Genomic DNA, 18965 nt, shown 5'->3' with positions numbered 1-18965 from the left:
AATGAATGCGCTTTTTATGATTGCAGCAGCAGCTCTTTTACTTGGTCCTTTAATTGCAATTCATGAGTTTGGCCATTACTGGGTTGCACGCAAACTTGGGGTTAAAGTATTAGTTTACTCAATTGGTTTTGGTCCAACTTTATTGAAATGGACCTCTAAAAAATCGGGTATCAAGTATCAGCTTTCTGCTTTACCTTTAGGTGGCTACGTCAAAATGTTGGACGAGCGTGAAGGTAATGTCGCAGAACAAGATCTACCGTATGCTTTTAATAGACAAAAACCATGGAAACGTATAGCTATTGTTGCTGCAGGGCCACTAATTAACTTAATTTTTGCTGTACTTCTCTTTTGGGTTTTGTTTTTACCAGCACAACAACAATTAAATACCAAAATTGGTAAAATTATTCCAAATTCTCCAGCTGCAGAGGCCCAATTGCATGTGGGTGACAAAATTATTGCTGTTGATGGAAAAGAGACTACAACTTGGGAAAAACTAAATTTTGCTTTAATTGATCGTGTAGGTGAGACAGGTACTGTAAATATCGATATTGATCGTGCAGGTACAGAGAAAAATTTTGTCTTACCCATTAAAGATTTTTTAAAAAACCAGAATGAATCTGCATTGGATATATTAGGCTTCTTGCCTTATCGTCCTGTAATTCCTGCTGTGGTAACAGATTTAACAGAAGATGGTGCGGCTATTCGTCAAGGAGTGAAAGTAGGTGATCGTATTGTTGCGATTGATGGCCAGCCTATGAAAGATTGGTTTGATGTTGTTGAAGTCGTACAGCGTTCTCCAGAAAAATTGCTTAATATTGATGTTTTACGCCATGAGCAATTAGTACATTTACAAGTTATGCCGCAAGGAAAGCGGGATAATATGGGACAGGTCAATGGTGTACTTGGTGTAAAAAGTGATGCTGGAAAAATTACAATTCCTGACGAATATAAGCAAACAATTCAATATACTCCAATACAAGCTTTTGAAATGGCACTTGATAAAACTGGCCAAATCTCTAGCATGATTTTGAATTCAATAGTGAAAATGGTTAAAGGATTAATTGGATTAGAAAATCTTTCTGGCCCAATTACCATTGCAAAAGTTGCTGGACAAAGTGCAGAAATGGGATGGGAAACTTTTATCTCTTTTATGGCTTTAATGAGTGTAAGTCTTGGAATTTTAAACTTATTACCAATTCCAATGTTAGATGGTGGTCATCTAGTGTATTACATTATTGAAGCTATTCGAGGGAAACCTGTTTCTGAACAAATACAAATGTTTGGTCTAAAAATTGGTATGGTACTGCTCGGTAGTATGATGCTTTTAGCTTTATTTAATGACTTTATGCGTTTGTAAACGTATATGGATTTATAACTTACTGGAAAAAACTGGCATGCGGCACACACATTTTTTAATGCCTTTGGCACTTGTTAGCGCTATGGCAGCGGTACAACAAGCATATGCAGCTGATGATTTCGTTGTTAGAGATATTCGTGTAAACGGCTTAGTCCGTCTTACTCCTGCAAATGTTTATACCATGTTGCCAATCAACAGTGGCGATCGCGTTAATGAACCGATGATCGCCGAAGCAATTCGAACATTGTATGCCACGGGTCTTTTTGATGATATTAAAGCATCAAAAGATAACGATACTTTGGTCTTTAATGTCATTGAACGCCCTATTATTTCAAAACTCGAATTTAAGGGTAATAAACTTATTCCTAAAGAGGCATTAGAACAAGGCCTTAAAAAAATGGGTGTTGCAGAAGGTGAGGTTTTTAAGAAATCTGCTTTGCAAACCATTCAAACAGAATTAGAGCAGCAATACACCCAACAAGGTCGTTATGATGCTAGTGTTACTGTTGATACCGTTGCGCGACCAAATAACCGCGTTGAATTAAAACTTAATTTTAACGAAGGAACGCCAGCAAAAGTTTTTGATATCAATGTAATTGGTAATACTGTTTTTAAAGACAGTGAAATCAAACAGGCATTTGCTGTTAAAGAAAGTGGTTGGGCTTCAATCGTTACACGTAATGACCGTTATGCGCGTGAGAAAATGGCTGCAAGCCTTGAAGCATTGCGTGCTATGTACCTTAACAAGGGTTATATTAATTTTAATATTAATAATTCCCAGCTTAATATTAGTGAAGATAAAAAACATATCTTTATTGAAGTTGCTGTTGAGGAAGGTAACCAATTTAAATTTGGTCAAACTAAATTCTTAGGTGATGCACTTTATAAGCCTGAAGAGTTACAAGCACTAAAAATTTATAAAGATGGCGATACCTATTCACAAGAAAAGGTAAATGCAGTTAAGCAATTACTTCTACGAAAGTATGGTAACGCAGGTTATTACTTTGCTGATGTGAATATTGTTCCGCAAATTAATAATGAAACTGGTGTGGTTGACTTAAATTATTATGTAAACCCAGGTCAGCAAGTGACAGTGCGTCGTATTAACTTTACTGGTAATAGTAAAACTTCTGATGAAGTATTACGTCGTGAAATGCGTCAAATGGAAGGTGCTTTAGCAAGTAATGAAAAAATTGATTTGTCTAAAGTTCGTTTAGAGCGTACAGGTTTCTTTAAAACAGTTGATATTAAGCCTGCCCGTATTCCAAACTCTCCTGACCAAGTCGATTTGAACGTAAATGTTGAAGAACAACATTCAGGTACTACCACATTAGCTGTAGGTTATTCACAAAATGGTGGTATTACGTTCCAAGCTGGACTTAGTCAGACTAACTTTATGGGTACTGGTAACCGAGTTGCAATTGATTTGTCTCGTTCAGAAACTCAAGACTATTATAATCTAAGTGTTACTGACCCATACTTTACTATTGATGGGGTAAGTCGTGGTTATAACGTTTATTATCGTAAAACTAAGTTAAATGATAACTATAACGTTAACAACTACGTAACGGATAGTTTTGGTGGTAGTTTAAGCTTTGGTTATCCAATTGATGAAAACCAAAGCTTAAGTGCATCTCTAGGTATTGATAATACTAAAGTAACGACTGGCCCTTATGTTTCTACCTATGTGCGTGACTATTTATTGGCAAATGGTGGTAAGGCAACTGGTAAGTCGAATTGGTGTCCAACTGGTAAGACCGAGACTGACCCTGAAACAAATCAACCAATACCTGATACATGTGAAGGTGGTTTTAAAGAATATGATAGTGCTTTTGATGGCGAGTTCTTTACTTATAATTTAAACTTGGGTTGGTCATATAACACTTTAAATAGACCGATTTTCCCAACATCAGGTATGTCTCACCGAGTAGGTCTTGAAATTGGCCTGCCAGGTAGTGATGTTGACTATCAAAAATTAACTTATGATACACAAGCATTCTTACCGATTGGTAAATCAGGCTTTGTGCTTCGTGGTTATGGTAAGCTGGGTTATGGTAACGATTTACCATTCTATAAAAACTTCTATGCGGGTGGTTACGGTTCTGTTCGAGGCTATGACAATAGTACTTTAGGACCTAAATATGCCAGTGTAAATTTACAAGAAACAAAACAGAATGATCCTTCACCTGAAAATGTGGGTGGTAATGCATTAGTTCAATTTGGTACTGAATTAGCATTACCTATGCCATTTAAAGGTGATTGGACTCGTCAAGTACGTCCTGTACTATTTGCAGAAGGTGGTCAGGTCTTCGATACCAAATGTAATATTAATAACTCTGTATACGGTGATAAAGGCATGATGATTAATGGCCAAACTATTACAGATGTTAAGAAATATTGTGAAGATAACTATGGCTTTGATTTAGGTAACTTACGTTATAGCGTGGGTGTGGGTGTAACCTGGATTACTATGATTGGACCATTATCACTTAGCTATGCATTCCCGTTAAATGATAAACCGGGTGATGAAACTAAAGAAATCCAGTTTGAAATTGGTCGTACTTTCTAAGTACGATCTTATTGAACAACGAAATAAGGAAAGAAATTTACATGAAAAAATTAAATACATTAATGTTAGGGTTAGGCTTGACGGTGGCTTCGGTAGCAGCTAATGCAGCCGGTTATGGGGTGATTGATCTTGCTAAAGTTGTTGAGAGCAGTACTTATTTGAAACAACAAAACGCAAGCTTGAATCAGTCTGTGAAACCAACAACGACTAAACTTGAGCAATTAGGTAAAGAGTTAGAAGGGCTTCAACGTCAAGCGCAGACCCAAGGTCAAAAAATGAAAGAAGATGAGATTAAAAAATTACAATCTCAGTATCAATCAAAGTTAAATGAATTTAATTCAACACAACAGGGCTTACAGTCTAGAGTTCAAACTAGCTTGCAAAGTATGAACACAACTTTTGAGTCTAGAGTTAAGCAAGCTGCTGAGCAATTACGAAAAGAAAATAATCTTGACTTTATTTTGAATAAAAATTCAACTGTTGCCTATGACGCTAAGTATGATTTAACTGATAAAATGATACAAAAGGTTAATTCAATGAAATAAATTAATGAAAGTGCAACAATTTCGTTTAGATGAATTAGCTCACCTTGTTAAAGGTGAGTTAATTGGTGAAGGTAGTCTTCAATTTTCGAACTTAGCAAGTTTGGAAAATGCAGAGGTTAATCATCTTACTTTCGTAAATGGTGATAAATATCTCGAACAAGCTAAAGCAAGTCGTGCAGGGGCTTTCATTGTTACTGCTACTTTAAAAGAATATCTTCCTGAAAAAGATAATTTTATTATTGTTGATAATCCTTATCTTGCTTTTGCAATCCTTACTCATGTATTTGATAAAAAGCTTACTTCAAAAGGTATAGAGAGTACTGCTCAAATCCATCCTTCTGCTGTTATTTCAGAAGCTGCTTATATTGGTCACTATGTAGTCATTGGTGAGAATTGTGTAGTAGGTGATAACACAATCATTCAATCACATACCAAACTTGATGATGATGTAGAAGTTGGGAAAGACTGTTTTATTGACTCTCATGTCACCATTACAGGTAGTTCTAAATTGGGCGACCGGGTGCGTGTTCATTCAAATACTGTAATTGGTAGTGAAGGTTTTGGTTTTGCTCCCTATCAAGGTAAATGGCACCGTATTGCTCAGTTAGGATCAGTTCTAATCGGAAATGATGTTCGAATTGGATCAAATTGTAGTATTGATCGAGGTGCTCTTGATAATACAATTTTAGAAGATGGTGTAATTATTGATAACCTTGTGCAAATTGCACATAACGTTCATATTGGTTCAAATACTGCTATTGCAGCTACCTGTGGCATTGCGGGTAGTACAAAAATTGGCAAAAACTGTATTCTAGCAGGCGCATGTGGGGTAGCAGGTCACCTTTCAATTGCTGATAATGTGACTTTAACTGGAATGTCAATGGTCACAAAAAATATTTCTGAGGCTGGAACTTATTCTTCAGGAATTGGATTGTTCGAAAATAGCCAGTGGAAAAAGACGATTGTGCGCTTGAGACAATTAGCAGATGTGCCATTGACCCAAATCACTAAACGACTTGATCATATACAAGCTCAAATAGAGTCTCTTGAATCAACTTTTAATTTGCGTAAATAGAATATTATGACCGAGTCAACTACACCTAAATTTGCCATCCCTGAATTACCAATGCAGATTCAAACGATTCGTCAATATTTGCCGCATCGTTACCCATTCTTATTGGTTGATCGTGTGATTGAAGTTACTGACAATAGTATTGTTGGTTATAAAAATGTTTCTATCAATGAAGAGTTTCTACAAGGACATTTCCCAGAATATCCAATTATGCCTGGTGTTCTAATTGTTGAAGCACTAGCTCAAGTTTCAGGCGTTCTAGGTTTTATTATGAACAATGAGACGCCAAAACCAGGTTCTTTGTTCCTGTTTGCTGGTGCAGAAAGAGTTAGATTTAAAAAACAAGTAGTTGCAGGCGACCAACTTGTATTAAAATCCGAGTTGGTAATGCAGAAGCGCGGTATTTACAAATACAATTGTACAGCTAGCGTTGATGGCATTGTAGCGGCAACCGCTGAGATTATGATTTCACACCAAAAAACAGAGCAGGCATGAGCAATCACGATTTAATCCATTCTACCGCCATTATTGATCCATCTGCAGTGATTGCTTCAGATGTTCAAATCGGACCTTATTGTGTTATTGGTCCTCAAGTGACTATTGGTGCTGGTACTAAATTACATTCTCATGTGGTAGTAGGTGGTTTTACCAGAATTGGTCAAAATAATGAGATCTTTCAATTTGCAAGTGTTGGCGAAGTTTGTCAAGACCTCAAATATAAAGGTGAAGAAACTTGGCTTGAAATTGGTAACAATAATTTAATTCGCGAACATTGCAGCTTACATAGAGGCACTGTGCAAGATAATTCATTGACTAAGATAGGTAGTCATAACCTATTGATGGTAAATACTCATATTGCACATGACTGTATTGTAGGTGATCACAATATCTTTGCTAATAATGTTGGTGTTGCTGGACACGTACATATTGGTGATCATGTTATTGTCGGTGGTAATTCTGGAATTCATCAATTCTGTAAGATTGACTCTTATAGCATGATTGGTGGGGCCTCACTGATTCTTAAAGATGTACCAGCCTATGTTATGGCTTCTGGTAATCCTGCGCATGCCTTTGGTATAAATATTGAAGGTATGCGAAGAAAAGGTTGGTCTAAAAATACAATTCAGGGCTTAAGAGAAGCTTATAAATTGATATTTAAATCTGGTCTAACCTCTGTTCAAGCTGTTGAGCAAATTAAAAGTGAAATTTTGCCTTCTGTTCCAGAAGCTCAATTATTAATTGACTCTCTTGAGCAATCCGAGCGTGGAATTGTACGCTAATCAATAAGGCATAAAAAAAGACACTGTTTTAACAGTGTCTTTTTTTATGCCTAAATTATTTTTTAAAGAATTTAGCTTCTTCAGATTTAGGATATTGAGTAAGTAACTTATTTTTGTATTGATTAGCTGATACAGTATTCTTATCGACATCTTTGGCAATACTATATAGTTGATAGAGTGCTCGAGGTGCCTTGCTAGAGTTTGGATATTGGCTAGCGACAATATTGTAGTTTTTCTTTGCTTCATTGTAGTTCACCGGGTCTGTAGCTAAATGAAACTCGGCTAACCAGAAATAAGCATTGCCTGTATAAATACTGTTAGGATGGTTTTTAATAAAGTTTTGCATCGGAGCAATTGCTTTTTTTGCTCCACCTTGTTTATAAGCATCTAAAGCTACTGTATAAGCGGCTTTTTCTAATTCAAGTGGATTAGATTGGTTTTGAGCAGTAGTCGCTGGTTGAGTGTTGGTTACTGGTGTATTAGATTGTTGTTCAGACGTTTGAGATGGGGCGGCAACTACTTTATTTCCATCTGCAGGCTGAGATTGGGATACTGATGGACTAGCAGGTGTGGCGCTATTAGTATTGGTATTTGTACCGTCTTCTTGTGTAGTACTATCAGGGTCAACTTTTTGATGTAATAATTCTAAACGTTGATCTAAATCGGTATATCTATTCGCAAGGTCTTTTTTTAATTGGTCAATATCATTCGCTTGTTCTTCTAATTGACCTCTTAAAGTGCGGATATCATTTTCTAGTTGTTGATTTTTTTGCATAAGCTCCCAGTTTAAGTTTGTAGGAACTGAAATATTGTTTGAAGAAGTATTAGATGCACTGCCATCATTTTGACTTAAACCACGAGACTCAATAGGAATGTTTGCGTATAGAGAAGTGGTACTCATTAAGGCAATAAATAATAAAGAATGCTTCTTCATTTGCATGTGTATAAATCCATAATTTTATATAAAAGCCACCTTGACACAGGAATATAAAAACAATTCTCTAAATATCTAAGGTTTTTCATTGATCAATGCAATTAAAGCAGTTAACAGTTTAAATGCAAGGATAGTTTACAATCTTCAAGCATATTTTATGCAAAATAAGAAAAGAGCATAAGTTCAGAAAACTACATTTTGGGGGGTTTAAGCAATTTTTGCTGATGAATTAATCAATCGAAACAAAAACTTGCTGAAAAAGCCAGAGAAGGGTTGCAACTCTTTTAAAAATCTCTATACTTTGTTTTGCAATGGTAGCCCCGCTGGTGGCTTCGCAATTGTACTCTGTGAACCCCGCCAGGACCGGAAGGTAGCAACGGTAGCAGATCTATGATGTGCCGAAGTTTTGCTAGTGGGGTTGCCACCATTCCTTTAATCCAATTTTCTTTGGATCGCTTTTAAAATTACATCTAAATCAAATCCTCTATATTGTAGAAATCTAATCTGCTTTGCTTTAAGTTTTGGGTCTTTCTCTATCTCTTCTCCAAACTTCTTAACTTTAAGTTGATAAGCTTGTTCTACCCAATCAATTTCGTGAATTTCGTCGGCAATTAAATCATTTTCGATCTGTTTAGTTTTTAAAGCTTGTTGAATGCGTTTCGGTCCTTTACCTTTACGAATCTGACTTGCAAGCATTTGCTCAGCAACACGCTGATCACTTTGGTAATTTTGTTCAGATAACTCTTCAACGAGTTGGTTCACTTCTTCTATATTTTGTGCATAACGGGCTAATTTCTCAATGAGTTCTGCTTTAGAGTAGTCTCGTCGAGTAAGTAAAGCAAAAGCATATGAGCGCAAACGCTGGCCAGTGAGTGGTGGACGCTGTTGAGATTGTTCATTGTTTCTTTTGAACATATATATTTCCTTGTAAAAAACGCCCCGAAGGGCGTTTTTATGACTTAGGTGTAATTAAGATTCTAATAAAAGATCTGGTTCTTCTTCATCATCTTCAATTTGCACTGTGCCATTTGTACCTGTAGTCAACAATTGCTCACGGATATTGCGTTCAATCTCTTCAGCAATGTGTTTATTTTCTTCAAAATAGCGGATCACATTATTCTTACCTTGGCCAATTTTATTGCCTTGATATGAATACCATGCACCAGCTTTCTGAACGATATCTTGCTGTACTGCCAAATCTACAAGTTCACCTAATTGGTTAGTACCTTTACCGTATAGAATTTGGAAAATAGCTTCTCTAAAAGGAGGAGCCATTTTATTCTTAACGACTTTAACTTTAGTTTCTGAACCAACAATTTCATCGCCTTCTTTTACCTGACCAATACGACGAATATCTAGACGAACTGAAGCATAGAACTTAAGAGCGTTACCACCAGTCGTGGTTTCTGGGCTACCAAACATAACACCAATCTTCATACGGATTTGGTTAATAAAGATAACCATACAGTTTGAACGTTTAGCGTTACCAGTAATTTTACGAAGTGCTTGGCTCATAAGACGTGCTTGTAGACCCATATGAGAGTCACCCATTTCGCCTTCAATCTCTGCTTTAGGTGTAAGAGCAGCTACTGAGTCCACAACGATTAAATCAATTGCACCTGAGCGAACAAGCATATCAGCGATTTCAAGCGCTTGCTCACCATTATCAGGTTGTGAAACGAGTAGGTTATCAATATCTACACCAAGCTTACGTGCATATTGAGGATCTAGGGCATGCTCTGCATCGATGAAGGCACATGTACCACCAGACTTTTGACATTGAGCAATTGCTTGTAATGTCATTGTGGTTTTACCAGAAGATTCAGGACCATAAATTTCAATAATACGGCCTTTTGGTAAACCACCAATCCCCAATGCGATGTCTAAAGTTAAAGAACCTGTAGATACGGCTTCAACTGCTTGAACAGTGTTGTCACCGAGACGCATAACCGTATTTTTACCAAATTGTTTCTCAATTTGGCTCAAAGCGGCTTGTAATGCTTTGCTTTTATTCTCATCCATCTCAAAAACCTCAATACTCTATGTTCATCACGTTTAACCCAAGTGGATGCATTGAATCTCAACTTGTTTCACAGGGCTAATACTGACAGATTTTTTCTCTAGCTTCTATATATTGTATATGTGAGTGCGACACAACTCGACGTTTTTATTCATCATTATATGACCAGTGGTCTTCATAATGTTGATCGTTATCCTGTTTAAACCGATTGATTTGTCGCCGATCTTTCTTGCTTGGTCTATGGTCAGGTCGAGCTAGATTATGCAATTTTCGTTGCGAAGCAATCAACTCCCGTCTTGCAATACTTACTTCGGTTTCTTCATAAAGCTGTTGTGCAATAGGAGCCGGTCCTCTGGTATTGGAAAGTGCTTTAACAACAACTGTCTTTTTATCAAAACCTTGTTGAACAACAAGTTCCATTCCAACACGAATTTCTTTAGAAACTTTTACACGTTCATTATTGTGATGCACTTTTCCCCCTTCAATTGCAGCTTTAGCAATAGAACGGGTTTTAAAAAAACGTGCTGCCCATAACCATTTGTCGACACGCATGGTTTCTACAGCATCGTTTTCACGCAATTTTGACATCATTATCCTTTCTATCAGTTTGATTCAAAATAGACAGTAGCTCTGTAAGCTGATCTAGTGCTTTATACTCTAAATCTTGTAGCTGTCTTTTACTCTTAAGAGTTGAGGGCTGTAAGATAGTAAACAAGTGTCTTATACCAAATTTTTCTGCAGTTTTTAAAACTTGAATAGTATCGTCTAAAAAAATAGTGTTTTGGGGTTCAAAATAATGCAAGCCTTGTAATTCTTGCCAAAACTTAAGGTCTTCCTTCGCATAACCAATTTGTTCACTAGATACAATCACATCAAAAAAATCTTGAATAGGGATGTTATCAAGTTTTAACTGTAAGCTTGCACAGTCTGCGTTGGTCACTAACCAGCATTGATAGCCTTGTTCTTTCAGAGTATTAAGTAACTCCATACATCCTGATCGTGCTTTAATTTTATGCTGAAATTCTTTTTGAAGATTTAAAACATCTACACCTGTCGTTTTTGTCCAATACTGTGAAGAATACCAGGAAAGAGTATGTTTATTGCTACGATAAAACTGGCTTAATATTTCATGGCTTTGTGTTAAAGGGATTTGATGCGTCTGAGAATGTCGTTCAGGTAAGCATTCATTCCAGATAAAATCATCGAAAGCCAAATCCAATAAAGTTCCGTCCATATCGAAAAGCACTATTTTATGCATGTTTTGAGAGCTCCAATTGAAACAGACATGGAAGAAAAGTAATTTAAGATTATAATCATTAAAGACGATAAAACGGACTGATTTATGGTTATTTCATCATTTTATAATTTAAATAGTCTGTACTAGGTAAACAGAGAGATAACAAGAGAGTTCTTAGATTTAGACTACTCAATAAGATCGCTGAAACAAATTTTTTGAAAAATATTTATATAAAAGGAATAGTGTGGAGGATTAATAAAAATATATTAAAAAATATAGAGTTGTATTTGTTAGGAGATCATTTTTTGATAAGTATTTTTGCTTTTCTATGAACTCTATGGAATTATCATTATTTAAATATTATTAAAAGTTGGAATAAAAGTGGGCTTATATACAATTAGATATGGCTATCGTAATAATAGTTTTTTTATAGCTTCAAATGCTGCTGGACAATTCATTGTGATTGATGCATTAGGAGCAGATTTCCAAATAGGTCATCAAATTTCTTATGAAGGTACCAAAATAATAAATGAAACTTTAAATGATGAGACAGAAGCAACAGTTCATCTAGAGAGTAATGAAAAAGAGGCTTATGAATATTTACGTGCCATGAAATAATGAATTCGTTATTTTGATTTACATAGGATACGTATTGGCAAACATTTTATAAATTGAACCGTACTTGTTTAAAGTTATATTAAAAATTATCCGAATAACAATTTAGAGCAGGCAATGAAAATTGGATTTATTGGCGGAGCCAATGATGGCATAGTGATCAATGCTGCTAATGGTATTGATACTTATAAACTTGAATGGCATTACAAGGCTGAGAAGCATTGTGAAGAACAGCCATCATTGGGGCTAAATGGCCCCGAATATGACTATTACAATTTATTAATTTTGAGGAAAAACAAAGAGGCAAAACTTTTCTATGTTTTAACTACAATGGATAAGGAAGCTATTGCAGATAAAATTAATGAATATTGGGAGCATTCCACTTCGGTAGGTTATGACTTCGATGAATAACCTTTATTTTATATTCATTGGAACGGTTGAAATATATCCTATTTTACACCTTTATAACCCAAAATTAGGATTATTTATTTCATAAAGAACATGTTCTTGAAGGGCGTGTCCATCTGGAAGCTTGGGGTGATTGAAGTGTTTAACTTTACACATTCCTAGTCTTTCCATGACGGCTTGTGATGGCTTATTTACCGTTGCTGTAAAAGAAACCACTTTATCTTTATTCAGAACATTAAAGGCATAGTCCAAAGCTGCTTTTGCTCCTTCTGTGGCATAACCTTTTTTCCAATATTTTGTAGCAAGTCTCCAGCCAATTTCAATGCATGGAGAAAAATCAAATTGTTCTGGTTGGTCATGTAGACCAATAAAACCGATAAATTCATGGTTTTCTTTTAATTCTAAAGCCCAAAATCCCCAACCTTTTTCATCAATAAGGGCCGATGCTCTTTGAATTAAATTTATACTTTCAGTAGCAGATAAAAGCTTTGGAAAAAAACGCATAACATCTTTATCTAAACCCATTTCGATAAAGGAGGTAGCATCAGTTTCTTTCCATTGTCTTAAGATTAAACGTTTGGTTTCGATCATGGTAAAAGCTCTTTAAATATAATTTTTAATTTAACCACATAGTCTAGAGTGGCTTTTGTATAATTTTCTGTAAGATAATCTTAGAATTAATGCTTATCACTCCTTTAATTTTATTGAGTGTATTAATAACAAAATGAGAAAAAGAATTTAGATCTTTAGTGGCCACATGCAGTACATAGTTACATTCGCCTGTAATGATATAGGCATTAATGACTTCATCAAAATTCTTGATCTGGCTTAAGAAAAAGTTGTGGTCATTTTCGGTGAGTTGAGCAAGTTTTATTTCAACTATCGCCTCAATTTTTATTCCTAATTTTTCATAATTAACTTTCGCTTGATATTTTTCAATAATTCCGTTGGTTTCTAAAATCTTGACACGTCTGTGACAAGCAGAGGCTGAAAGATTAACGAGATCAGCAAGTCCTTGATTGCTTAAGCGGGCATTATCTTGTAAATACTTCAAAATTTTTAAATCAATTGCATCTACATTCATTTTCGAATTCCATACATGTTTTTTAATTTTAATTAGAATTCTATACGAAATTATCTGTTTTTGATCAAATATTATCGAATAAATCGAAAGAATCACCATGATAAAATTCAAATACAAAGGAAATGTTGAAATAGGTGCAATACCAAATGATTACTCGTGAACAGTGTTTGTATTGGGATCAGGAAGACGAACTCAAAAAATTTAAAGATGAATTTGCATTACCAGAAGGTGTCATTTATTTAGATGGTAACTCTTTAGGCGCTAGACCAAAGAAATCTTTGTCTGTCGCTCAGCATATTATTTCCCAAGAATGGGGAGAAGATCTGATCAATAGTTGGAATAAGGCTGATTGGTGGGGGCTACCTACTAGACTGGGCGATAAGGTAGCCACATTGATTGGTGCAGAACAGGGTGAAGTTGTTATTTCAGATTCAACTACACTAAACTTATTTAAAGTTTTATCAGCAGCGGTAAAAATTCAGGCTGAAAAATTTCCTGAACATAAAATAATTGTTGCGGAAAAGGATGCTTTCCCAACAGATATTTATATTATTGAAGGTTTTATTGATTTAATTCAAAAGGGCTATCAAGTTGAATTGATTGATGGAGTAGAAGACTTAGCTCGAGTTCTAGAAAAAGATGTTGCTGTAGTAGTTCTTTCTCATGTGAATTATCGTACTGGGTATTTCTACGATATGACATCTATTAATAAACAGATTCACTCTCAAGATGCTCTAGTTATTTGGGATTTATGTCACTCAGTTGGTGCTGCGCCTATGCATCTTAATCAAGCTGATAGTGATTTCGCGATTGGTTGTACGTATAAATATTTAAATGGTGGACCTGGTTCTCCAGCATTGTTATGGGTCAATGAAAAACACCGTGATCAGTTTTGGCAACCATTATCCGGTTGGTGGAGTCATAAAAAGCCATTTGATATGGCCCAGCATTATGAACCAGCGAATAGTATTCGTCGCTATCTATGTGGGACTCAGCCAATTATTTCTATGAGTCTGATTGAGTGCGGAGTAGATATTTTCCTGCATGCTGATATGCAAAAAATCCGTGAAAAATCGCTGAAATTAACTGATTTATTCATTCAGCTGGTACAGCAAGAATGTTCTGAATTTGGATTTGAGTTAATTACTCCTTTAGATCATAAATATCGTGGTAGTCATGTCAGTTATCGCCATGAGTTTGGTTATGAAATCATTCAGGCACTTATCGCACGTGGCGTGATTGGTGATTATCGTGAACCTGCTGTCTTGAGATTCGGTATTACACCTTTGTATCTGGGCTTTGAAGATATCTGGAATGCAGTACAGCATTTAAAAGAAACCATGCTGAATAGTGAGTGGAAAAACAAGCGTTATTTAGTTCGCGGTGAAGTGACCTGATATAAGGAATCAAAATAAAACAAATGGCTAGGAGGGCCTATGAGTAATTTTGATGAAATACAAAATAGAGAAGCTGGGCTGCATAAAAAGTTATCTGCAAAACAGATGGGGATGATTGCGATTGGTGGAGCAATTGGAACCGGATTATTTATGGGAAGCAAATTTGCAATTAGCTTTGCAGGTCCCGCAGTTATAGTCAGCTATGCGATTGGTGGTTTAATTGCTTTTGCACTTATGGCTTGTTTGGCTGAGATGACGGTTCAGCATCCTACTTCGGGCTCATTTGGTGCATATGCAGAACATTATATAAGTCCACTTGCTGGTTTTTTAGTTCGCTACTGTTACTGGGCTTGTATTGTGCTGGCTGTAGGTACCGAAATTACCGCCGTTGCTGATTATATGAAGCTCTGGTTTCCGAATGTAGGCTCTTGGGTCTGGATTGGATTTTTTTCACTCACCTTACTTGTTGTAAATGCCTATAGTGTAAAAGCCTTCGGGTTAGTCGAGTACTGGTTTTCCACAATTAAAGTTTTTGCCATTATCGTATTTATTCTTTTATCTATTGGTATATTGACGCAAAGTAATCAGGGAATGAATCAAGTAGTTACTAATTTGAGAGGTCATGGGGGCTTTTTTCCAAATGGCTTTAGTGGAGTATGGATCGGAGTCATTATTTCTATATTTAGTTACTTAAGTATAGAAATGATTGCTGTCGCAGCTGGTGAAGCTAAAGACCCTGAAAAAGCAGTAAAAAAGGCATTTAAAAGCACAGCGCTACGACTCATTTTATTTTACTTATTATCCTTATTTCAAATCGTTACTTTGGTGCCGTGGACTGTTCTGATTGGAGCAGATGCAACTAGTCCTTTTGTTATGGTCATGAAGATTGTTGGTATCCCATATGCAGATAGTATTTTAAATTTTATTGTAATTGTAGCTGCCTTATCTGCGATGAATAGCATGCTTTATATTTCAACCCGTATGTTGTTTAGTTTGTCACGTGCAGGTGATGCTCCAAAAGTTTTTGGCCGAATCAGTAGTAATGGTGTGCCAGTAAATGCGCTGTTGCTATCTGCGGTAGGGATTGGTATTGCTAGTATTGTTTATACGATTAATCCGGCTTCTGCGTTTCCAATTATGATTGCGCTATCGATGTTTGGTGCATTGTTCACTTGGGGCAGTATCTTTGTGACACATATGTTTTTTAGAAAACAAATGACACAGCAAAACATCGAGCTAAAATTTAAAATTCCCGCTAGTCGATTTATCTCGTTGTTTGGGTTTATTGCGATTTTAAGTATTACAGTAACTACCTGGTTTACCAATGAGTTTAAATCCACTTTACAGTTTGGAGTGCCTTTAGTTCTTGTTCTGATATTTTGCTTTTACTTAAAACGTTCAACTGTAAAGCTAAATCTCAATTCTGGTGAAGAAACGTTGAAGTGATCGCTATATGAGAAAATACGATAATGCTACAACGGTAGCAAATGAAGGGGAAATACTAGCAAGCTTTCAGTATAGAAGCTTGCTGAGTTATCAGACCTATCACCATATAAAAGATATAAAGTACGGTTCACAGAACCGATCAACGATGGATTTTTTTCCTTGTGAACACACCAATAAAACCGTGATTTTTATTCATGGAGGCTATTGGCAGTGGTGTGATAAATCGGATTTTGCTTTTATAGTGCCGTATATATTGGCAAAAGGAGCCCAGTGTGTACTTTTAGAATATGACTTGGCTCCTCAAAGTCATATTTCAGAAATGATTATGCAAATTCAGAAAGCTCTAGATTTTATTGCTAAACAAAATTGGAAAACGAATGAAGTTCAATTAGTGGGGCATTCAGCAGGTGCACATCTTGCAGCTGTATGTTTAAAGTAAGCGTCCGCTGAACCCCACTTTTTCTAACTCATTAATACCGCGATAGTGTCCACTTAAATTTAAGTGGACACCTATTTATGGATTTAAAGACAGTTATAGACAGTGCACCAACGCTAAAAAAGCCCCGTCGAACCTTCACAGCTGAATTTAAACATCAACTTATTCAGCAATGCCAGCAGCCAGATACATCAGTGGCCAAGGTAGCAATGCAACATCAGATCAATGCCAATCTGCTACATAAATGGATTCGTCAGTCCAGATCAATGCCCCCTGCATTAAAAACCCCATCCATTCCACAGACTGACTTTCTTCCGGTCATTCTTCACCCGACTCCAGTCAAACAAGAAGCACCTCTACCACCTGTGCCAGAGAAGAAAGCTGTCGCTCATATCAGGATTCCATTACATGAGGCACCAAGTTCCGCAAGGGATCAGATGATCGAGATCGACTGGCCGGTGGAGTCAGTAACTGAATTACTGTTGCTGATCCAGGGTTTGACTCAATGATTCGTATTGATGAGATCTGGTTGTCTACCCAGCCGATGGACATGCGTGCAGGGATGGATACAGCCATGGCTCAGGTGCTGAGAGCCTTTGGCTACATCAAACCGCATTGCGCTTACCTGTTCTGTAATAAGCGTGGCCATCGTATGAAAGTGCTGGTGCATGATGGACTGGGTATCTGGCTGTGTGCCCGGCGGCTGGAACAGGGGAAATTCCACTGGGCTAAAGTTCACCAGGGTGAAAGTATGGCGATCAGCCCGGAGCAGTTACAGGCACTGATCCAGGGTTTGCCCTGGCAAAGAATCGGACTGCAGCAAGTGGTAACAATGCTCTAAACCAGGCTCATCCATTCTGCTATTCTCCAAACGTTCTATTTCCTCTGCATCATGACCTCAGGCATACTGCGGTCATGAATACGCTGCCTGATTTAAGCCAACTGACCCATGAACAACTGCTGGAATTTACCAGACAGTTGGCGATGCAGCATCAGTCTCTGGCACAATCTAAACAACAACTGGAACAATCAAATCAGCAATTAGATGCCAGAGTTCAACATCTTGAAGTCACCAATCAGCAATTAGATTCTAAAGTTCAACATCTTTCTATTCTCAATCAAAAATACGAGCATGAGCTTGCACTATTTAAACAGCATAAATTCGGCAGTAAAAATGAACATCTAACCGCAAAACAAATCCATCTCTGGGATGAAGCGGTTGAAGAAGATATTGCAGCGGTTGATCTGGAACTGGAACGACTGAATGCAGATAAAACCAATGCAGCTGCACAGAAAGCCCCAGTCAACAAACCTAAACGTCGGCTGTTGCCAGATCATCTACACACCCTCCGTATTGAGCATGAACCTGAATCAACACAATGCAGTTGTGGCTGTACCTTGCGTCGTATCGGTGAAGATGTCAGTGAAAAACTGAATTTCAGACCGGCACAGTTCTATAAGGAACAGCATGTGCGTGGTAAATGGGTCTGTGATCAGTGTGACACTCTGACTCAGCAAGCGATGCCAGCCTATGTGATTGATAAAGGCATTGCTTCACCTGAATTGCTTAGCCATGTGCTGGTGTCAAAGTATGCCGATCATTTGCCTTTGTACCGTCAACGTCAAATCTTTCTACGCGCAGGTGTTGATCTGTCTAGATCAACGTTATCTGACTGGATTGGCCGCTGTGGGGTGGAACTGGAACCTCTGGCCAATGCCTTAAAACAGGTGGTACTGCAACAGCAGGTGATCCATGCAGATGAAACACCGGTGACGGTCATGCAGATGGGTGAAAATGAGAAAAAGCCCAAAAAAGGTTATGTCTGGGCCTATGCCAGCACACAGTACAATCCAGTTCAGGCAGTGATCTATGACTTTCAAGATAGCCGTTCTGGCCAGCATGCTGAAGACTTCCTGAAAGGCTGGCAGGGTCATTTGGTCTGTGATGATTACAGTGGTTATAAAGCACGCTTTAGATCAGGTCAGGTCATTGAGGTGGGCTGCATGGCACATGCACGTCGTAAATTCCATGAACTACATGTGACCAAGAAAAGTCAGGTCGCTGAACAGGCATTAGTGCTGATTCAGAAATTATATGCGATAGAAGCAGAATTAAGAAAAAAGACGGATGGTACAGCGGAAGACCGCTGCGAATACCGACAACAGCATAGTCAACCGGTCATGCAACAACTATATGAATGGCTCAACCAACATCAACTGACGGTGCCATCGAGTTCTCCAACCGCCCGGGCGATCAATTACAGCCTAAAACGTTGGACTGCTTTAAGCCGCTATCTGGATGATGGCAATCTACCCATTGACAATAATTGGATAGAGAACCAAATGCGTCCCTGGGCCTTGGGGCGTAAGAACTGGCTATTTGCAGGTTCGCTGCGCAGTGGTCAACGAGCTGCCAATATCATGACTTTAATCCAGTCAGCAAAGCTGAATGGCTTGGATCCGTATGCCTATTTAAGTGATGTGCTGAAAAGGTTGCCAACACATAAAGTGCCTCAAATAGAAGAATTACTACCTCACCGCTGGAAACCTGAACCCCGTTAAAAC

20 protein-coding genes, 1 other RNA gene and 1 pseudogene are annotated in these 18965 nt (G+C 37.4%); 15 read left to right on the top strand and 7 right to left on the bottom strand.

Annotated elements, in window-relative coordinates; all coding sequences use genetic code 11:
- Position 1 precedes the first annotated feature (1 nt).
- Genes rseP through lpxA form a run of 6 tightly spaced genes read left to right on the top strand, consistent with a single transcriptional unit; the run spans position 2 to position 6823 of the window.
- On the top strand, positions 2-1357 hold the full coding sequence (gene rseP / locus HMPREF0014_RS13140) for an RIP metalloprotease RseP (protein WP_004886881.1): 1356 nt from the start codon (positions 2-4) through the stop codon (positions 1355-1357).
- Positions 1338-3926 carry an outer membrane protein assembly factor BamA gene (gene bamA / locus HMPREF0014_RS13135; protein ID WP_022575604.1) on the top strand — a complete coding sequence of 863 codons (2589 nt, stop codon included), beginning with the start codon at positions 1338-1340 and terminating at the stop codon, positions 3924-3926. Before rseP ends, bamA begins: the two co-directional genes overlap by 20 nt.
- 41 nt (positions 3927-3967) lie before the next feature.
- Positions 3968-4471, top strand: a complete 504-nt coding sequence (locus tag HMPREF0014_RS13130) for an OmpH family outer membrane protein (RefSeq protein WP_002049593.1) — start codon at positions 3968-3970, stop codon at positions 4469-4471.
- Between the two features lie 4 nt (positions 4472-4475).
- Positions 4476-5546 (top strand): UDP-3-O-(3-hydroxymyristoyl)glucosamine N-acyltransferase, encoded by a 1071-nt coding sequence (lpxD, locus tag HMPREF0014_RS13125; protein WP_004886885.1) that lies wholly within the window; start codon positions 4476-4478, stop codon positions 5544-5546.
- A gap of 6 nt (positions 5547-5552) precedes the next feature.
- Positions 5553-6038, top strand: a complete 486-nt coding sequence (gene fabZ, locus HMPREF0014_RS13120; protein WP_002049600.1) for a 3-hydroxyacyl-ACP dehydratase FabZ — start codon at positions 5553-5555, stop codon at positions 6036-6038.
- Positions 6035-6823 (top strand): acyl-ACP--UDP-N-acetylglucosamine O-acyltransferase, encoded by a 789-nt coding sequence (gene lpxA / locus HMPREF0014_RS13115; protein WP_002049604.1) that lies wholly within the window; start codon positions 6035-6037, stop codon positions 6821-6823. Before fabZ ends, lpxA begins: the two co-directional genes overlap by 4 nt.
- Positions 6824-6878: 55 nt before the next feature.
- Here the strand turns inward: lpxA and HMPREF0014_RS13110 are convergent, their stop codons facing one another.
- Positions 6879-7763: a YbgF trimerization domain-containing protein gene (locus HMPREF0014_RS13110; RefSeq protein ID WP_004886888.1), complete on the bottom strand. Its 885-nt coding sequence runs from the start codon at positions 7761-7763 to the stop codon at positions 6879-6881.
- A gap of 315 nt (positions 7764-8078) precedes the next feature.
- On the opposite strand from HMPREF0014_RS13110, the gene ffs reads away from it, so the two are divergent.
- An RNA gene (ffs, locus tag HMPREF0014_RS25390) (signal recognition particle sRNA small type) lies at positions 8079-8175 on the top strand.
- A 14-nt stretch (positions 8176-8189) separates the two neighbouring features.
- Here the strand turns inward: ffs and HMPREF0014_RS13105 are convergent.
- From HMPREF0014_RS13105 to HMPREF0014_RS13090, 4 genes are all read right to left on the bottom strand, one after another.
- Entirely contained in the window at positions 8190-8672 is a 483-nt protein-coding gene (locus HMPREF0014_RS13105) for a regulatory protein RecX (protein ID WP_004886889.1), read from the bottom strand.
- Between the two features lie 54 nt (positions 8673-8726).
- Positions 8727-9779, bottom strand: a complete 1053-nt coding sequence (recA, locus tag HMPREF0014_RS13100; RefSeq protein WP_004886891.1) for a recombinase RecA — start codon at positions 9777-9779, stop codon at positions 8727-8729.
- Positions 9780-9924: 145 nt separating this feature from the next.
- Positions 9925-10365, bottom strand: a complete 441-nt coding sequence (locus HMPREF0014_RS13095) for a S4 domain-containing protein (RefSeq protein ID WP_002049587.1) — start codon at positions 10363-10365, stop codon at positions 9925-9927.
- Positions 10349-11035, bottom strand: a complete 687-nt coding sequence (locus tag HMPREF0014_RS13090; protein WP_004886894.1) for an HAD-IA family hydrolase — start codon at positions 11033-11035, stop codon at positions 10349-10351. The genes HMPREF0014_RS13095 and HMPREF0014_RS13090 overlap by 17 nt, the downstream gene beginning before the upstream one ends.
- A gap of 360 nt (positions 11036-11395) precedes the next feature.
- Between HMPREF0014_RS13090 and HMPREF0014_RS13085 the strand changes: the two genes are divergently transcribed.
- Together HMPREF0014_RS13085 and HMPREF0014_RS13080 are read left to right on the top strand one after the other, a co-directional pair.
- Complete coding sequence (locus tag HMPREF0014_RS13085) at positions 11396-11632, top strand: hypothetical protein (RefSeq protein WP_004886896.1); 237 nt, start codon at positions 11396-11398, stop codon at positions 11630-11632.
- Positions 11633-11746: 114 nt separating this feature from the next.
- A complete protein-coding gene (locus HMPREF0014_RS13080; RefSeq protein WP_004708422.1) occupies positions 11747-12040 on the top strand; it encodes a hypothetical protein in 294 nt (97 codons plus the stop codon).
- A 51-nt stretch (positions 12041-12091) separates the two neighbouring features.
- Here HMPREF0014_RS13080 and HMPREF0014_RS13075 read toward each other — a convergent pair whose 3' ends face one another.
- Positions 12092-12628, bottom strand: a complete 537-nt coding sequence (locus HMPREF0014_RS13075; RefSeq protein WP_004886899.1) for a GNAT family N-acetyltransferase — start codon at positions 12626-12628, stop codon at positions 12092-12094.
- Positions 12629-12671: 43 nt separating this feature from the next.
- On the bottom strand, positions 12672-13121 hold the full coding sequence (gene gigD, locus HMPREF0014_RS13070) for an Lrp/AsnC family transcriptional regulator GigD (RefSeq protein WP_004886900.1): 450 nt from the start codon (positions 13119-13121) through the stop codon (positions 12672-12674).
- A gap of 146 nt (positions 13122-13267) precedes the next feature.
- Here gigD and kynU point away from each other — a divergent pair, with 146 nt between their 5' ends.
- From kynU to HMPREF0014_RS13040, 6 genes and pseudogenes are all read left to right on the top strand, one after another.
- Entirely contained in the window at positions 13268-14518 is a 1251-nt protein-coding gene (gene kynU / locus HMPREF0014_RS13065) for a kynureninase (protein WP_004886901.1), read from the top strand.
- 39 nt (positions 14519-14557) lie between these two features.
- The gene (locus HMPREF0014_RS13060) at positions 14558-15964 is read left to right on the top strand and encodes an amino acid permease (protein ID WP_006581689.1); all 1407 of its coding nucleotides are present in this window, start codon (positions 14558-14560) and stop codon (positions 15962-15964) included.
- A gap of 7 nt (positions 15965-15971) precedes the next feature.
- Positions 15972-16397: pseudogene (locus HMPREF0014_RS13055) on the top strand (alpha/beta hydrolase); the annotation flags it as partial.
- A gap of 83 nt (positions 16398-16480) precedes the next feature.
- A complete protein-coding gene (locus tag HMPREF0014_RS13050) occupies positions 16481-16909 on the top strand; it encodes a transposase (RefSeq protein ID WP_000364662.1) in 429 nt (142 codons plus the stop codon).
- On the top strand, positions 16906-17241 hold the full coding sequence (tnpB, locus tag HMPREF0014_RS13045) for an IS66 family insertion sequence element accessory protein TnpB (protein ID WP_000618090.1): 336 nt from the start codon (positions 16906-16908) through the stop codon (positions 17239-17241). The genes HMPREF0014_RS13050 and tnpB overlap by 4 nt, the downstream gene beginning before the upstream one ends.
- A 74-nt stretch (positions 17242-17315) precedes the next feature.
- The gene (locus HMPREF0014_RS13040; RefSeq protein ID WP_001094416.1) at positions 17316-18962 is read left to right on the top strand and encodes an IS66-like element ISAba17 family transposase; all 1647 of its coding nucleotides are present in this window, start codon (positions 17316-17318) and stop codon (positions 18960-18962) included.
- Positions 18963-18965: the final 3 nt, after the last annotated feature.

Source organism: Acinetobacter sp. RUH 2624, assembly GCF_000162375.2.
GTDB lineage: Bacteria > Pseudomonadota > Gammaproteobacteria > Pseudomonadales > Moraxellaceae > Acinetobacter > Acinetobacter nosocomialis.
The sequence above is the reverse complement of the archived record's forward strand: the minus strand, read 5'-3'. Positions and strand labels throughout refer to the sequence as shown.

Excerpts from the sequence above, each read along its gene's own strand:
- HMPREF0014_RS13080 (WP_004708422.1), top strand. The coding sequence starts at position 11,747 with ATGAAAATTGGATTTATTGGCGGAGCCAATGATGGCATAGTGATCAAT.
- HMPREF0014_RS13105 (WP_004886889.1), bottom strand. The coding sequence starts at position 8,672 with ATGTTCAAAAGAAACAATGAACAATCTCAACAGCGTCCACCACTCACT.
- HMPREF0014_RS13040 (WP_001094416.1), top strand. The coding sequence starts at position 17,316 with ATGAATACGCTGCCTGATTTAAGCCAACTGACCCATGAACAACTGCTG.
- HMPREF0014_RS13060 (WP_006581689.1), top strand. The coding sequence starts at position 14,558 with ATGAGTAATTTTGATGAAATACAAAATAGAGAAGCTGGGCTGCATAAA.
- HMPREF0014_RS13110 (WP_004886888.1), bottom strand. The coding sequence starts at position 7,763 with ATGCAAATGAAGAAGCATTCTTTATTATTTATTGCCTTAATGAGTACC.
- tnpB (WP_000618090.1), top strand. The coding sequence starts at position 16,906 with ATGATTCGTATTGATGAGATCTGGTTGTCTACCCAGCCGATGGACATG.
- gigD (WP_004886900.1), bottom strand. The coding sequence starts at position 13,121 with ATGAATGTAGATGCAATTGATTTAAAAATTTTGAAGTATTTACAAGAT.
- bamA (WP_022575604.1), top strand. The coding sequence starts at position 1,338 with ATGACTTTATGCGTTTGTAAACGTATATGGATTTATAACTTACTGGAA.
- fabZ (WP_002049600.1), top strand. The coding sequence starts at position 5,553 with ATGACCGAGTCAACTACACCTAAATTTGCCATCCCTGAATTACCAATG.
- HMPREF0014_RS13050 (WP_000364662.1), top strand. The coding sequence starts at position 16,481 with ATGGATTTAAAGACAGTTATAGACAGTGCACCAACGCTAAAAAAGCCC.
- HMPREF0014_RS13095 (WP_002049587.1), bottom strand. The coding sequence starts at position 10,365 with ATGTCAAAATTGCGTGAAAACGATGCTGTAGAAACCATGCGTGTCGAC.
- recA (WP_004886891.1), bottom strand. The coding sequence starts at position 9,779 with ATGGATGAGAATAAAAGCAAAGCATTACAAGCCGCTTTGAGCCAAATT.
- lpxA (WP_002049604.1), top strand. The coding sequence starts at position 6,035 with ATGAGCAATCACGATTTAATCCATTCTACCGCCATTATTGATCCATCT.
- HMPREF0014_RS13130 (WP_002049593.1), top strand. The coding sequence starts at position 3,968 with ATGAAAAAATTAAATACATTAATGTTAGGGTTAGGCTTGACGGTGGCT.
- HMPREF0014_RS13090 (WP_004886894.1), bottom strand. The coding sequence starts at position 11,035 with ATGCATAAAATAGTGCTTTTCGATATGGACGGAACTTTATTGGATTTG.
- lpxD (WP_004886885.1), top strand. The coding sequence starts at position 4,476 with ATGAAAGTGCAACAATTTCGTTTAGATGAATTAGCTCACCTTGTTAAA.
- kynU (WP_004886901.1), top strand. The coding sequence starts at position 13,268 with ATGATTACTCGTGAACAGTGTTTGTATTGGGATCAGGAAGACGAACTC.
- HMPREF0014_RS13075 (WP_004886899.1), bottom strand. The coding sequence starts at position 12,628 with ATGATCGAAACCAAACGTTTAATCTTAAGACAATGGAAAGAAACTGAT.
- rseP (WP_004886881.1), top strand. The coding sequence starts at position 2 with ATGAATGCGCTTTTTATGATTGCAGCAGCAGCTCTTTTACTTGGTCCT.